The organism is Klebsiella grimontii (assembly GCF_042137965.1).
Lineage (GTDB): Bacteria > Pseudomonadota > Gammaproteobacteria > Enterobacterales > Enterobacteriaceae > Klebsiella > Klebsiella grimontii.
This window is the reverse complement of record NZ_CP169721.1, coordinates 3,547,233-3,561,383: the sequence shown is the minus strand read 5'-3', so window position 1 is coordinate 3,561,383 and position 14,151 is coordinate 3,547,233. Positions and strand designations below refer to the sequence as shown.

Annotated in this window: 13 protein-coding genes and 1 pseudogene; 7 read left to right on the top strand and 7 right to left on the bottom strand. The window is 62.5% G+C overall.

Going from position 1 to position 14,151, the window contains the following annotated elements; genetic code table 11:
- The first annotated feature begins 52 nt into the window (after positions 1–52).
- On the top strand, positions 53–991 hold the full coding sequence (hpxR, locus tag ACE3MN_RS16845; protein ID WP_024359603.1) for a LysR family hpxDE operon transcriptional regulator HpxR: 939 nt from the start codon (positions 53–55) through the stop codon (positions 989–991).
- A gap of 174 nt (positions 992–1,165) precedes the next feature.
- Here the strand turns inward: hpxR and hpxO are convergent, their stop codons facing one another.
- Positions 1,166–2,320 carry an FAD-dependent urate hydroxylase HpxO gene (gene hpxO / locus ACE3MN_RS16840; RefSeq protein WP_004871444.1) on the bottom strand — a complete coding sequence of 385 codons (1,155 nt, stop codon included), beginning with the start codon at positions 2,318–2,320 and terminating at the stop codon, positions 1,166–1,168.
- A gap of 347 nt (positions 2,321–2,667) precedes the next feature.
- On the opposite strand from hpxO, the gene ACE3MN_RS16835 reads away from it, so the two are divergent.
- From ACE3MN_RS16835 to uraH, 3 genes are read left to right on the top strand one after another with little or no spacing between them, the layout of a single operon-like run.
- Entirely contained in the window at positions 2,668–4,050 is a 1,383-nt protein-coding gene (locus tag ACE3MN_RS16835) for a nucleobase:cation symporter-2 family protein (protein WP_024359602.1), read from the top strand.
- Positions 4,028–4,528: a 2-oxo-4-hydroxy-4-carboxy-5-ureidoimidazoline decarboxylase gene (gene uraD, locus ACE3MN_RS16830; RefSeq protein ID WP_024359601.1), complete on the top strand. Its 501-nt coding sequence runs from the start codon at positions 4,028–4,030 to the stop codon at positions 4,526–4,528. The genes ACE3MN_RS16835 and uraD overlap by 23 nt, the downstream gene beginning before the upstream one ends.
- Entirely contained in the window at positions 4,525–4,851 is a 327-nt protein-coding gene (uraH, locus tag ACE3MN_RS16825; protein ID WP_004871437.1) for a hydroxyisourate hydrolase, read from the top strand. The genes uraD and uraH overlap by 4 nt, the downstream gene beginning before the upstream one ends.
- A 41-nt stretch (positions 4,852–4,892) precedes the next feature.
- Here uraH and guaD read toward each other — a convergent pair whose 3' ends face one another.
- Both guaD and ACE3MN_RS16815 read right to left on the bottom strand, forming a co-directional pair.
- Positions 4,893–6,212 (bottom strand): guanine deaminase, encoded by a 1,320-nt coding sequence (gene guaD, locus ACE3MN_RS16820; RefSeq protein WP_024359600.1) that lies wholly within the window; start codon positions 6,210–6,212, stop codon positions 4,893–4,895.
- Positions 6,213–6,321: 109 nt separating this feature from the next.
- On the bottom strand, positions 6,322–7,809 hold the full coding sequence (locus ACE3MN_RS16815; protein ID WP_004871435.1) for an NCS1 family nucleobase:cation symporter-1: 1,488 nt from the start codon (positions 7,807–7,809) through the stop codon (positions 6,322–6,324).
- 143 nt (positions 7,810–7,952) lie between these two features.
- Between ACE3MN_RS16815 and ACE3MN_RS16810 the strand changes: the two genes are divergently transcribed.
- The 3 genes and pseudogenes from ACE3MN_RS16810 (at position 7,953) to puuE (ending at position 10,361) form a co-directional block, all read left to right on the top strand.
- Positions 7,953–8,669: a GntR family transcriptional regulator gene (locus tag ACE3MN_RS16810; RefSeq protein WP_024359599.1), complete on the top strand. Its 717-nt coding sequence runs from the start codon at positions 7,953–7,955 to the stop codon at positions 8,667–8,669.
- Positions 8,669–9,388, top strand: a pseudogene (gene hpxA / locus ACE3MN_RS16805) (allantoin racemase); the annotation flags it as partial. The gene ACE3MN_RS16810 and the pseudogene hpxA, both read left to right, overlap by 1 nt.
- A 40-nt stretch (positions 9,389–9,428) precedes the next feature.
- Positions 9,429–10,361: an allantoinase PuuE gene (puuE, locus tag ACE3MN_RS16800; protein WP_024359598.1), complete on the top strand. Its 933-nt coding sequence runs from the start codon at positions 9,429–9,431 to the stop codon at positions 10,359–10,361.
- Between the two features lie 227 nt (positions 10,362–10,588).
- On the opposite strand, the gene hpxZ is transcribed toward puuE, so the two are convergent.
- From hpxZ to hpxW, 4 genes are read right to left on the bottom strand one after another with little or no spacing between them, the layout of a single operon-like run.
- Positions 10,589–10,975: an oxalurate catabolism protein HpxZ gene (hpxZ, locus tag ACE3MN_RS16795; RefSeq protein WP_024359597.1), complete on the bottom strand. Its 387-nt coding sequence runs from the start codon at positions 10,973–10,975 to the stop codon at positions 10,589–10,591.
- On the bottom strand, positions 10,972–12,369 hold the full coding sequence (locus ACE3MN_RS16790) for an AtzE family amidohydrolase (protein WP_004871421.1): 1,398 nt from the start codon (positions 12,367–12,369) through the stop codon (positions 10,972–10,974). The genes hpxZ and ACE3MN_RS16790 overlap by 4 nt, the downstream gene beginning before the upstream one ends.
- Entirely contained in the window at positions 12,366–12,554 is a 189-nt protein-coding gene (hpxX, locus tag ACE3MN_RS16785) for an oxalurate catabolism protein HpxX (RefSeq protein ID WP_004871419.1), read from the bottom strand. The genes ACE3MN_RS16790 and hpxX overlap by 4 nt, the downstream gene beginning before the upstream one ends.
- Positions 12,555–12,563: 9 nt before the next feature.
- The gene (hpxW, locus tag ACE3MN_RS16780) at positions 12,564–14,147 is read right to left on the bottom strand and encodes an oxamate amidohydrolase (protein WP_024359596.1); all 1,584 of its coding nucleotides are present in this window, start codon (positions 14,145–14,147) and stop codon (positions 12,564–12,566) included.
- Positions 14,148–14,151 lie beyond the last annotated feature (4 nt).

Genomic DNA, 14,151 nt, shown 5'->3' with positions numbered 1-14,151 from the left:
ATCCATCAGCAAGAATTCACCCAGCCGTTGCAAAAAAGAGAACAGGTCGCCGATGAGCCCATTTTCACGTTTCGCTATCTATTTTGCCGAAGTGGCCCGCAGCGGCAGCCTGCGGCGGGCGGCGGAAAAGCTGCATATTTCCGCTTCGGCCATAAACCGGCAAATTTTACAGGCGGAAGAGGCCTTCGGCACGCCGCTGTTCGAGCGCCTGCCGGAAGGGCTGCGTATGACTACCGCCGGGGAGCTGCTGTATGACAATCTGCTGCGCTGGCAAAAGGAGTTTCATCTGACGCGGCAAAAGTTTGATGAGCTGCAGGGGCTGAAGCGCGGCAGCGTCAGCCTTGGCATGGTGCAGGCGCTGGCGGAAGGGAGCTTTGCCGCCGCGCTGGCGGACATTATCGCCAGCTGGCAGTGGCTGGAGCTGAATCTGCAGGTGGCGGATAGCCATACCATCAGCCAGAAGGTGCGGCAGGCGGATCTCGATTTCGGCCTGATTCTGGATCCTGAAGGCCAGGCGGGGCTGAGCGTGCTGGCCTTTGCCGAGCTGGAGATGGGCGCGGTAATGCGCCCGGATCATCCTCAGGCGCAGGCCGTGATGCTGTCGCCAGGGGAGCTCAGCGAGGAGCGGCATATTGTTCCCGGCGCGCCGCTGATCGTCCATGATCGGGTCGCGATGCTTTATCGCCATTATGATTTTTCTCCGGCCAACAGTATTAGCTGTAACGATATCCGGCTGATCAAATCGCTGGTGCTGAAAGGCGGCGGCGTGACGATTCTCAGCCGTCTGGACGTGCTGGAAGAGGTGAAGCTCGGGCAACTGGCGTTTGTCCCGCTACGCAACAAGCTGCTGCGTCCGCTCACCCTGGCCCTGTGCACCGCGCCGTCGCGCCAGCTCTCCCGCCCGGCGCAGATGGCGATCCAGAAGCTGACCGCCGTGATGGAGGAGATGCAGGCCGGGGCAGCGGGTTCACCCGCGTCTGCGATCCGGTAGCCGGAGAGGCGCATCTCGCCGCCTGCGTGAATGTCCCCGGCCTGAAATATTCTGCGGTTTGCTTCCCCGGCGGCGCTGCGCTGACCGGGCTACGGGTTCACCCGCGTCTGCGGGTCGGTAGCCCTGCTAAGGCGTTTACGCCGCGAGCCGGGAAGGGCGCTGATGCCAATATTTTTACCCCAGCGGGCCGCCCTGAATGGTTTCGCACAGGCCGTTGATAATCCGCTCTCCGGTCTCGGTTTCCAGCTCCTGATACCAGGCTTGCGTCAGCGCCATATCTTTACCATGGGTCACGTCGCAACGTTTTCGCGCCTTCAGCACCAGGTCGCGGACCCGATCGCAGCGCTGCGCTTCGTACTGGCGCAACACCCCGGCGATATCGCGGCTCTCGCGGAATAGATCCCCCAGCACCACCGCATCCTCCAGCGCCGCGCAGCCGCCCTGGCCGATATCCGGCGTGGTGCTGTGCCCGGCATCGCCCAGCAGCGCCACCTTGCCGCGAACCAGCCGCTCAAACGGTTCAATATCATGGATTTCAATGCGGTTGGTGGTCTGGGGATCGAGGGCGGCGATCAGCTTCTGCACCTGCGGCGCCCAGCCGCTAAAGTAGCGGCTGAGATCCGCCCGTAGCGTGCTGCGATCCTCGGCCAGCCCCGCCGGCAGCGGAACATCAAAGAAAAAGTAAAACCGGCCATCGGAGACCGGCATCAGCGACACCCGTTTCCCCTCGCCGACGAAAGTGGTCCACTGGTTGCCCGGCGCAATCGCCTCATCAATCTCCACCAGACCGTTCCAGTTAACGTAACCCGCGTAGCGGCGCTCAGGGGTATAGCCGAGCACGTACGGGCGCAGCGCGGAATGGCTACCGTCGGCGGCAATCAGAAAATCTCCCTCCGCCATCGACCCGTCGGTAAACCAGACGCGAACGCCGTCGGCGTGTTCTTCGCAGCGGGTGACGCGTTTACCAAACTGCACGGCGTCGCGTCCCCAGAAGTCGAGCATCTCGCGCTGCAGTTCAGCGCGGGAAACCGGACAGGGGCGGCCGCCGGTACGCTCTACCAGCGGAGCGAGGCTGAACTGGGTCAGGTCCTCCCCGCGCAGATAATCCTTATAAGCGAGAAAATGCATCGGGCCGCCGTAGCTCTCGATAATATCCCCCATACCTAAATGCTTCATGCACTTCACGCCGTTAGGCCAGATGGAGATGGCCGCGCCCACCGGTTTGATTTCTTTCACCGCCTCAAAGACTTCGCAATGGATACCTGCATTTTTTAACCCTACCGCCGCGCTCAGGCCGCCGATGCCGCCGCCGATAACTAATGCTTTCATTTGCTTCTCCTTTACATACGTCGTGATTGGCTTGAGCAATTTGCGTACCACTTTGACGCAGGCGCGGATTTCGCCGATTCGGCCTCCCCGCCATCGTGCGGTTGCACAATCGTGGTGCGTGATGGGGGGTTTTGTTGCCTTTTTATGAATCAATAATTTCTATATTAGGAATCGAGAATCTAAAGTTTCACCGCGGCGGCCCGCGCAGGCGCACAGGGGTTAACCAGGAAGATGATTTATCTCTTTGTAAAATTGAGGAAAAATTAAATGTTGCGCAAGTGTGAGCGAATTTGGCCTGTTTTGTGCACCCGTTCCCGCACGCTTATTCGCAACGGGATGAAACGACCATGTTAGATGAAAAAAACGGCGGCTTACTGTACGGCCTCGAGCAGCGGATCCCGCCGCTCCCGGCATTTTTTAGCGCTTTACAGCACGTACTCGCCGGGCTGGTGGGCATCATCACGCCGCCGCTGATTATCGGCGCGGCGCTGGGGCTGGGGGAGTGGCTGCCCTATTTAATCAGCATGTCCCTGCTGGCCTCCGGCATCGGTACCTTCCTGCAATCCAACCGCGTTTGGGGGATCGGCGCGGGCATGATCTGTATGCAGGGCACCAGCTTTGCGTTCCTCGGCGTCGCCATTGCCGGCGGTATGTGGGTAAAAGGGCAGGGCGGCACGCCGCAGGATATTATGGCCATGCTGTTTGGCGTCAACTTCGTCGCCGCGCTGGTGCCCTGTCTCGTCAGCCGCTTTATTGAACCGCTGAAGCGTATTTTTACCCCGGTGATTACCGGCAGCGTGATTGCGCTGATCGGCATTAGCCTGATTAAAGTCAGCGTCATTAACTGGTGCGGCGGCGAGCAGGCGAAAGCGTTTGCCAGCATGAGCAATATCGCACTCGGCGCGGGCACGCTGGGGACCATCGTCCTGCTGAGCTGCGCGAAAAACCGCTGGCTGCGCCTCTCTTCGGTGGTGGTGGGGATTGCCGTCGGCTGCGCGGCGGCGGCGCTGAGCGGATCGTTCCAGCTTAAAGGCGTCGGCGATGTCTGGTTCCGCTTGCCGCAGCTGTTTCCGTTTGGTTTTCAGTTTAACAGCGCGATTTTTATGCCGATTGCGCTGGTGTCGCTGGTCTGCATTCTTGAGGCGGTGGGGGATCTGACGGCTAACTGCCTGATCTCTCGGCAGTCGATAGATGACGAGGCCTTCCGTTCCCGGCTAAAAGGCGGCATTCTTGCCGATGGCATAAGCTGCATGGTGGCGGCGATGCTGTGCGCGTTCCCCAATACCACCTTTGCGCAAAACAACGGCGTGATTCAGATGACCGGCGTCGCCAGCCGCTACGTTGGCCGCTACATTGGGGTGATTTTGATTCTGCTGGGCCTGTTTCCGCCGTTTGGCGAGATACTGCGCCAGATCCCGGCGCCGGTGCTGGGCGGCGCGACGATGGTGATGTTTGGCTGCGTCGTGGCGGCGGGGATCCGCATTATCACCCAGAAACCGCTGACCCGCCGCGATATGCTGATCGTTGGCCTGGCCTTTGGTTTTGGTCTCGGCATTGAAGCGGTCCCGGCGTTTCTGACCCACTTCCCGCCGATCGTGGGTAACCTGTTCGGCTCCGCGGCGACCAGCGGCGGGCTGGTGGCGATTGTCCTGAATCTGGTTATCCCGGAAGAGAAACCGGCCGCGGCGGCGGCCACAAGGAGCACCGATGATCGCGCTGAATCACTTTAACCAGCTGAGCGGCGAAGAGGCCGTTTCCCTGTTGGCGCCCTGCGTTGCCGTTCCTGGTTGGGCAGCGGCGCTCGCCGCCGGCCGGCCCTGGCGCAGCCGTGCTGATTTGCTCAACGCCGCGCAGCGGCTGATGGCGGCGTGGGGCGAAGCGGAGCTGGCCGAGGCGCTAAGCGCCCATCCGCGTATTGGCGAAAAGCCCGCCGGGTCTCAGGCGCACGCGGCGCTCTCGCGTCAGGAGCAGGGAAGCGTTGATGAGCGCGATGCTGCGCTGGCGCAGGCGCTGAAAGCGGGCAACGCCCGCTACGAAGCGCGATTTGGCCGGGTTTTTTTGATTCGCGCGAAAGGGCGCAGCGGGGATGAAATCTTAGCGGCGCTGTCGCGTCGCCTGCAAAACAGCGAGCGCGCAGAAGTTCAGGACGCGTTGGCGCAGCTGCGCGAAATCACCTTATTAAGACTGGAAGGAGCAATTGGCGAATGAGTACCTTAAGCACCCATATTCTGGATATCTCTACCGGCCGACCGGCGCAGGGCGTGAAGGTTGTGCTGGAGCGCGAAGGCGCGCTGATTGCCCGCGGGGCCACCGATGAGAACGGCCGTATTGGCGAACTCGGCGCCGGGCCGCTGGCGCCGGGGCATTACCGGTTGAGCGCGGAAATCGGCGAGTGGTTTACCGCCAGCGGGCGCGAGACGCTCTACCTGAGCGCGCAGATTGATTTCGCCATCCGCGAAGCGGCTGGCGGGCACTATCATTTACCGTTTTTAATTGCCCCCGGCGGCTGGTCCACCTATCGCGGCAGCTAAATGTCCCCCGGAGGCGGCGCTGCGCGCCTCTGGGAAAGGGACTACTGCGCAGCCGCATCTCCCCATACACGCTCGCCGTTTACCCACGTCTCGCTAATATTGCGTTCATCGCCCAGGGTCATCAGCACGAACAGCTGCTCATAGATATCTTTGCAGCGCCCGCTGCGTAAGCGCTGCAGCGGCGTGACCGCCGGGTCGATAACCACAAAATCGGCCTCTTTGCCGGGCTGGAAATTGCCAATCTTCTCATCAAGGCGCAGGGCGCGCGCGCCGCCGAGGGTCGCATGGTAGAAGGCTTCGCTGGCGCGCAGGCGATAGCTTTGCAGCTGGCTGACCTTATACGCCTCGCCGAGGGTGCGCAGCATACTGAACGTAGTGCCCGCGCCAACATCGCTACCGATGCCCATCCGCACCTTGTTCTGCCAGCAGACCGGTAAACGAAACAGCCCGCTGCCGAGGAACAGGTTCGACGTCGGGCAAAAGGCCAGCGCTGAACCGGTCTCGTGCAGGCACTGCCACTCGGCGTCCGCCAGGTGAATGCCGTGGGCAAACACGCTGCGCTCGCCGGTTAACCGATAATGATGGTAGACGTCGAGATAGTGCTCATGCTCCGGCCACAGGCTTTTTACCCACGCCACTTCGTTGAGGTTTTCGCTCAGGTGGGTATGCAGCCAGGTATCGGGAAACTCTTCCCGCAGCTGCCGCACCGCCGCCAGCAGCTCTGGCGTCGAGGTCGGCGCAAAGCGCGGCGTAATGGCGTAGCCGAGACGGCCGCGCTGGTGCCAGCGTTCAATCAGCTTGCGGGTTTGCCGGTAGCTCTGCTCCGCGCTTTCGCTCAGGTAGTCCGGCGCGTGGCGATCCATCATCACTTTCCCGGCGAGCAGGCGCATATTCAGGCGCAGCGCTTCGTTAAACAGGGCATCGACCGATTGCGGATGCAGCGTACAAAAAACCAGCGCGGTAGTGGTGCCGTGGCTTAGCAGCTGGTTGACAAAAAATTGCGCGATCTCGGCGGCGTAGTCGGCATCGGCAAACTGGCTCTCCACCGGAAAGGTATAGGTGGTGAGCCACTCCAGCAGCTGCTCGCCAAATGCGCCAATCATCTCGGTTTGCGGATAGTGGACGTGGGCATCGACAAACCCCGGCAGCAGCAGCTTACCGCGCAGGTCGCGATAGCCCTTCTGCGGGTGCAGGTACCGTTCGCCCTCCTGCCATGGCAGCAGCGCCTGAACGCGTCCGTCGCGAAGAAACAGCACGCCATCCTCCAGATAGCGCGCATGGCGGGCGATATCGTCAGCGCTATCGGCAACGGCGGCGATATCGAAAAATGCGCCGCGAACTGCGGCATGGTAGTCAAACATCATAGCTGCCCTGTGGGTTAGCGAAAGGATAGGTTGATTGAGCAAGATTAATGCCAGTTTGCGCAGGCGGAGAGCCGCCGCGACGTGACGCCGCGGCGGGGATGCGGGGTTACTCTTTCTGGGCGAGGGCGCTGAAACCGGCCGTCGCGCCGACGCGCTCGTCGCGGGCAATCCAGCGGTAGGCCGCGCCGCTCAGGAAGACGCCAATAAACCAGCTAAAGTTGGCCACTTCGTGCAGGGCCGGAATAAAGCTGATGACCAGGCCAATAGCGACGGAGGGTATCAGGGCGGCGATCGCTTTCGGGTTAAAGCCGTTGCGGTACCAGTACTGGCCTTTTGGCGTGTCGTCAAACAGGTCGTTGACGGAAACTTTACCGCGCTTAATGATGTAAAAATCCACAATCAGGATGCCGAACAGCGGGCCGATAAACGCCCCCAGCACATCAAGGGTGTAGTGGATAAGCTCCGGCGAGTTAAACAGGTTCCACGGCGTCAGCAGAATCGACCCCACGGCGGCAATCATCCCGCCGGTGCGGAAGCTGATTTTCTGCGGCGAGCAGTTAGAGAAATCGAACGCCGGGGAGACAAAGTTGGCCACGATATTAATCCCGATGGTGGCGGTGATCATGGTCAACAGGCCAATGGCGACCGCCAGGTCGTTGCCCACGCGGCTCACGGTCTCAATCGGGTCGGTGATCATGCGGCCAAACAGCGACTGCGTTCCGGAGACAATCACCACGGTCACGATGGAGAACAGCAGGAAGTTAAACGGCAGTCCCCAGCGGTTGCCGCGGCGGATTTCGCCCATGCTTTTGCCGTAGCGCGAGAAATCGCCAAAGTTGAGCAGCGGGCCGGAGAAGTAGGAGACCACTAGCGCGGTGGCGGTAATCATCTGCCAGGTTTGCTCCCCGGCGCTCAGAGACTTACTGGCGAGGGTAAAGGAGATCCCGTCAAAACCGGTCTTGTATACAATCCAGCCCGCCAGCGCCAGCATCACCACGTAGACCGCCGGGCCAGCGATATCAATAAAGCGCTTGATGGCGTTCATTCCGTGCCAGAACACCATCGCCTGCAGCAGCCACATGGTGGCGAAGCAGAGCCAGCCCAGATGCGACAGGCCAAGGAAGCTGGAGGCGGTGAGCGTTGATAGCGAGGGCCAGAACTTCAGCAGCACCAGCATCAGCGCGTTGGCGGCGAGATAGGTCTGAATGCCGTACCATGCGAAGGCGATAAGCCCGCGGATCACCGCCGGAATATTGGCCCCAAAGACGCCAAACGCCTGACGACAAATGACCGCGTAGGGCACCCCCGCCATCTGGCTGGGCTTCGCCACCAGGTTGGCGCACAGCTGAACGATGCAAATCCCCACCAGCAGGCACAGCAGCACCTGCCAGCTCGCCAGACCAAGGGTAAAGAAGCTCGCCGCCACCACGTAGCCCCCCATGCTGTGCACGTCCGACATCCAGAAAGAAAAGATGTTGTACCAGCTCCAGTTCTGGTCGCGCGTCGGCGCCAGATCCTCATTGCAAAGCCGCGGGCTGTATCCAGCGTGGGGATCAGCGGCCTTAACCTGATGTGTATTTTGTTGATTTGGCATGAAACCTGCTCCTGTAAATGAACACCCGTTTAAATGGATTGCGAGGCTGTTGCAGGATTTAGGCCAAAGTAGTTATTTTTGTATGCAATAATTAAATTTTATGTATACGATCCGATATCAAAAGGTAAAAACCGGAGTGGTGAATGAGCAACCAACATCGTCTGCAGGCCGCGCCAGAACTGCAGGATAAAGACGAATCCATCTATCAGGCGCTGATGACCGCGATCGTCGAGCATCAGCTGCCGCCGGGGAGCAAACTGCCGGAGGAGGCGCTGGCGGAGGTGTTCGGCGTAAGCCGCACCGGGATCAGAAAGGTGCTGCAACGACTCGCGACTGTGCAAATGGTCGCCCTGACGCCCAAACGTGGTGCACAGGTCGCCAGCCCGACGGTCGAAGAGGCGCAAGAGATCTTCCGCACCCGCGCGCTGCTGGAGGTCGCCAACCTGCCGGATGTGCTGGCCCGCTGTCAGCCGCCGCATCTGGCGGCGCTGGAGGCCATTATCCGTGAGGAGCAGCAGGCCCATGAACGCTATGACGGCCCGGCGGCGATCCGCTACTCCGCCGAGTTTCATATTCAGCTGCAGGCGATCTCCGGCAATCAGGTGCTCACCGAGATGGTGACCCGCCTGAGCCAGCGCTCTTCATTAGTTATCGCGGCGTGGGGATCGCCGTGGCGTCAGGGCTGCCGCTGCGACGATCACGAACGGCTTGTCCAGCTGCTGCGCGACAAGGCGCTGCAGCCGCTGAGCGATGCGTTAAGCCACCATTTTGAACATATTGTCGCCAGCCTTTGCTTTGAGCGTTCTGGCGTGACCCTGCCCGATTTTGCCCGGCTGTTTGCCGGTTATAAGGAGCCGTAATGGCCGCTGTTTGTATACAAGTGATCAACCCCAACACCAGCCTGGCAATGACGGAAACCATCGGCGCCGCCGCGCGGGCGGTCGCCGCGCCGGGAACCGAGATTCTGGCGGTCTGCCCCCGCGAAGGCGTCCCATCGATAGAGGGCCACTTTGATGAAGCCATCGCCGCCGTGGGCGTGCTGGAGCAGATCAAAGCCGGTCGCCAACAGGGGGTAGACGGGCACGTGATCGCCTGTTTTGGCGACCCCGGGCTGCTGGCGGCGCGCGAGCTGGCGCAGGGGCCGGTGGTGGGCATTGCCGAAGCGGCGATGCATATGGCGACGCTGGTGGCCACCCGTTTCTCCATCGTGACCACGCTGCCGCGCACCCTGATCATCGCCCGTCATCTGCTGCACCAGTATGGTTTTCATGACCACTGCGCAGCCCTGCACGCCATTGATTTACCGGTGCTGGCGCTGGAGGACGGCAGCGGTGTGGCGCAGGAGAAGGTGCGTGCGCGCTGTATTCAGGCGCTAAAAGAGGACGGCTGCGGGGCCATCGTACTGGGCTGCGGCGGGATGGCGACGCTGGCCCAGGAGCTGACCCGCGAGCTGCGCGTGCCGGTGATCGACGGCGTCAGCGCGGCGGTCAAAATGGTTGAGTCGCTGGTGGCGTTAGGCCTGTCGACCAGCAAGCACGGCGATTTAGCTTTTCCCGAAAACAAGGCGTTGAGCGGCAAATTTCAGGCATTAACCCCGTTTTGAATGAAAGAGGTGGCAGATGGCATTTTTGGCAGACGATTACCCGCGCGACCTGCGCGGCTACGGCGGACAGCCGCCGCATGCGCGGTGGCCGAACAACGCGCGCATCGCCGTGCAGTTTGTGCTGAACTACGAAGAGGGCTCGGAAAACCACGTGCTGCACGGCGATGCCGGTTCTGAACAGTTTCTGTCCGATATTATCGGCGCTGCCAGCTACCCTGACCGGCATATGTCGATGGACTCCTTGTATGAGTACGGCAGCCGCGCCGGTTTCTGGCGCATCCATAATGAGTTCAGCAAGCGGGGACTGCCGCTGACCGTGTTCGGCGTTGCCATGGCGCTGGCGCGGCATCCCGAGGTGGTCGAGGCGATTAAGACGGCGAACTATGACGTGGTCAGCCACGGCTGGCGCTGGATCCATTACCAGAATATGTCCATTGAGCAGGAGCGGGAGCATCTTCATAAAGCGGTGCAGGTGTTAACCGATCTGTTTGGCAAGCCGCCCACCGGCTGGTACACCGGGCGCGACAGCCCCAATACTCGCCAGCTGGTGGTGGAGCACGGCGGTTTTGATTACGACAGCGACTATTATGGCGACGACCTGCCGTTCTGGAGCGAGGTGGCCTGCGGCGACGGGACGCGTAGGCCGCACCTGATCGTGCCTTATACCCTCGATGCCAACGATATGCGCTTCGCCACCGCCCAGGGGTTTAATACCGCCGAGCAGTTTTACATCTATCTGAAAGACAGCTTTGATGTGCTGTATGAAGAGGGGGCCAGCGCGCCGAAGATGATGTCCATCGGTATGCACTGCCGCCTGCTGGGGCGTCCGGGCCGCTTTCGCGCGCTGCAGCGTTTCCTCGATTATGTGCAGCAGCACGACCGGGTCTGGGTCTGCACCCGTCAGCAGATCGCCGACCACTGGCGCGAGGTTCATCCGTTTGGTGGGTAAAGTCGTTCCCCGGGTCGCGCCGCAAGCGGCTTACCCGGGCTACTGGCCTGCAGGCGCGAGTTAACCCGTAGCCCGGTCAGGGAAGCGCCACCGGGGAAGCAAACCGCAGAGCATTTCAGATCTGGCACATTCCCGGAGGCGATGCTGCGCATCTGTCCGGGCAACCGGCCCGCAGACGGCGATGGACCCGTAGCCCGGGTAAGCGCAGCGCAACCCGGGGGATTCCCTTAACTCATTAAACTCACCTGGGCGGCGACGATGCGCCAGCCGAAGGGGAAGCGCACCCAGGTTTGCTGCTGTCGGCCAATGCGTTCGCTGCCTTCGCGGGTGAATTCGGTGCTGCACACCGCGTAATCCTCGCCGAAGGTGGTGATGGCGGTGTGCCGCAGCTCGCGCGCTAATCCGGCGGTGGGACGGGCGGCGCGAAAGGCGCGGATTTCGTCGATACCGTAGAGATTTTCCCCGGCCCCCAGCCGCACCGTGCGCTTATCGTGCCAGAACAGCTCATCCAGCACCGCGATATTATTGCTGACCAGCGCTTCCTCATAGCGGTAAAACGCCGCTGTCACCTCGGCGAGGATCCGCGGGCGATTAATATGCTCTTGCGTCATCATGCTGCTATCTCCACCGGGCGGGCGTCGGTCACGCCCGTCTCTTCCAGCGCCCGCGCGACCCGCAGACAGGCTTGTTCATTAAAAGGCGCGGCAATCAGCTGCAGGCCGATCGGCTGCCCGCTCGCCGTGCGCAGCGGCACGGTGACCACCGGCAGGCCAAGGAAGGAGATGGGCTGAGTCAGCATCCCCATACTGGCGCGGATCGGCAGCGGCTGGCCGTTGATCTCCATGTTCTGCGCGCCGATGAGCGTCGCGCTGCACGGCGTGGCCGGGGCGATAAGCACATCCGCATGGGCGAACAGGGCTTTAAACGCCTGCTGTGCGTGGCGGCGGAAGCGCTGGGCCTGAAGATACCAGGCCGACGGGATCATCGCGCCCGCCAGCAGGCGCTCGCGTGAGTTCGGCTCAAAACGTTCGGCCTGGCTACGCAGCGCGGGCAGGTACTGGTTGCCGCCCTCGGCGGCGCTGATAATAAACGCCGCCGAGCGGGCCAGCTCCGCCTCCGGGAAGATCAGCTCCTCATGTGCCGCCAGCGCCCCGGCGACGCGAGCGACGGCCGCGCGGGCGTCGTTATCGCACCATGTCGTAAAATAACCGCCGAGCGTGGCGCAGCGCAGGCCTTCGAGACCGCGCGACAGCAGATTCGCCGTGCGCTCGCTGGCCTTGTCGGCCTGAAAACCATCGCCCGGATCGCGGCCCTGCAGGGCATCGTAAACTGCGGAAAGGTCGCTGACGCAGCGGGCAAACGGACCGATATGGTCGAGGCTGGCGACGAAAGGATGGCTGCCGGAACGCGATAAGCGGCCAAAGGTCGGCTTGAGGCCGAAGATCCCGCACAGCGATGCCGGGACGCGAATGGAGCCGTTGGTGTCGCTCCCCAGCGAAAAATGCACCAGCCCGGCGGCCACCGCCGCCGCCGACCCGCCCGAGGAACCCCCGGCGATCCGCGAGAGATCGTGCGGGTTACGCGTCGCCCCGTAATGGCTGTTTTCGGTGGTAAACCCGTAGGCGTAGGCATCCATATTCAGCATCCCGGAGAGCAGCGCGCCCGCGCTGAGCAGCTGGCGCACCGCCCAGCTATCGGCAACGGCGGCGGGGCGATCGCCCAGCAGCTGCGCCCCGGCAAGGGTCGTGTGTCCGGCGACATCGAAAAGATTTTTCACCGCATAGGGAACGCCTGCCAGCGCGGGCAGAGGCTTTTTTTCCCGCCGCAGGGTATCGATATTTTCCGCCTCAGCGAGCATGCGTTTTTCGCTGATGTGGGTCCAGGCGTTGATCTGCGGGTTAACCCGCGCGATGTTCTCCAGGGTGTGGCGGGCGATCTCTTTGGCGCTGAGTTCGCCGCTGGCCAGCGCGCGCTGGATGTCGTGAATCGTCATTTCAGGCAGCTTCATGCTTTATAAACTCCGGCGATTTCGACGCGCTCGTCGAGGGGAAAGGCCAGCAGCGGCCCGGCCATGGCGGCAATGCGGCTAAACTGCACCCGGAGCTCTGCGCGCCGCGCATCGTCCAGCTCCAGCGCCAACAGCTGTTCCATTTGCGTGAGGTAAGCGTCCCATTCGTTGTGCGGTGTGTTCATCATCAGCTCCTAATATCCGGCGGCGGAGCCGTTGCTGCGCGGATCGCTGGCCCCCTCGAACAGACCGTTGGGGTGGCGAACGATCGCCCCGGCGTGGCCCATGGCTTCGCTGAAATCGGCTAGCACTTCAACGTCATGCCCCAGTTGACGCAGGCGGGCAACGCATTCGGCGCTGAAGCGGCCTTCGAGCTTGAGCGAGTCGGAGGTTTGCCCCCATGTGCGTCCCAGCAGCCAGCGCGGCCGGGTGATGCTCTCCTGCAGCGGCGCGTTTTGCAGCACGTAGCGGGTGAAAATAGCGGCCTGGGTTTGCGGCTGACCGTCGCCGCCCATCGAACCGTACACCATCACCCGGCCATCGTTCAGCCTTGCTGCGGCGGGGTTGAGGGTGTGAAACGGCTGTTTGCCGGGCGCCAGCGCCAGCAGGTGGCTCGGGTCGAGGCTGAAAGAGGCCCCGCGGTTCTGCCAGACAATTCCGCTCTCCGGCAGCACCACGCCGCTGCCGAATTCGTGATAAAGGCTTTGAATAAAGGAGACCGCCAGTCCGCTTTTATCGATAACCCCCATCCATACGGTATCGCCAGGGCCTTTGCCCGCGCCCCACGGGGCAGCCTGCTGGTCGTCGATGTTATCCGCTAGCGGCTGTAGCGCCGCCGCCGCCAGCAGGCTCTGGATATCGACATCAAGGTGGCGCGGATCGGTGATATGCGCGTCGCGCAGGCCGAAAGCCAGCTTGGTCGCCTCAACGATGCGGTGGACGGTCATCGCATCGTCGGCGTCGGCCATCGCCAGCCGGTCGGTGATGCCGAGGATTGCCAGCGAAACCAGCCCCTGGGTCGGCGGCGCGAGGTTCCACAGTTCCCCGTGCTGATGCTCAAGCCTGAGCGGCAGCGGGCGGCGGGCGCGATGCTGCTGCAGATCGCTGAGGGTCACGGGCAGTCCATACTGTCCCATACCGCGGGCCAGATGCTCCGCCAGCGGCCCGCGATAGAAGCTGTCCAATCCTTCCTCGCTTAACCGGCGCAGAGTGTTCGCCAGCGCCGGCTGCAAAAAGCGGCTCCCGGCCTTCGGCGGCTGGCCGTCCACCAGAAAGGTTTCGGCGAAGCCGGGCTGGTCGCGCAGTTCGCTGAATTTCCCGGCGGTGGCGCTGGCCTGCGAGGCGGTAACCGGGATGCCGCTCGCGGCGTAGCCGATGGCATCTTCCAGCAGCCGCGACAGCGGCAGCGATCTTCCGCTTAACTCGCGCGAAACCTTCAGCGCTTCGTCCCAGCCGCTGACGGTGCCCGCTACGGTGAGGGCCGCCTGCGGGCCCCGGTGGGGGATCTGCGCCAGGCCGGCGTAGGCCTGCGGCGTCGCCAGCGAGCCCGCCGCGCCGCTGGCGTCAATGGCAATGGGGTCGCCTTCGGGCGGCACGATAAGCCAGAAGCCATCGCCGCCGAGGCCGTTCATATGCGGGTAAACCACGGCGATGGCGGCGGCGGCGGCGACCATCGCTTCTATCGCGCTTCCGCCTTCGCGCAGAACCGCCAGCGCGCTCTGGCTGGCCAGATGATGGGGCGCGACCGCCATCCCGTGGGCGGCAACATGACTTTGCATGGGG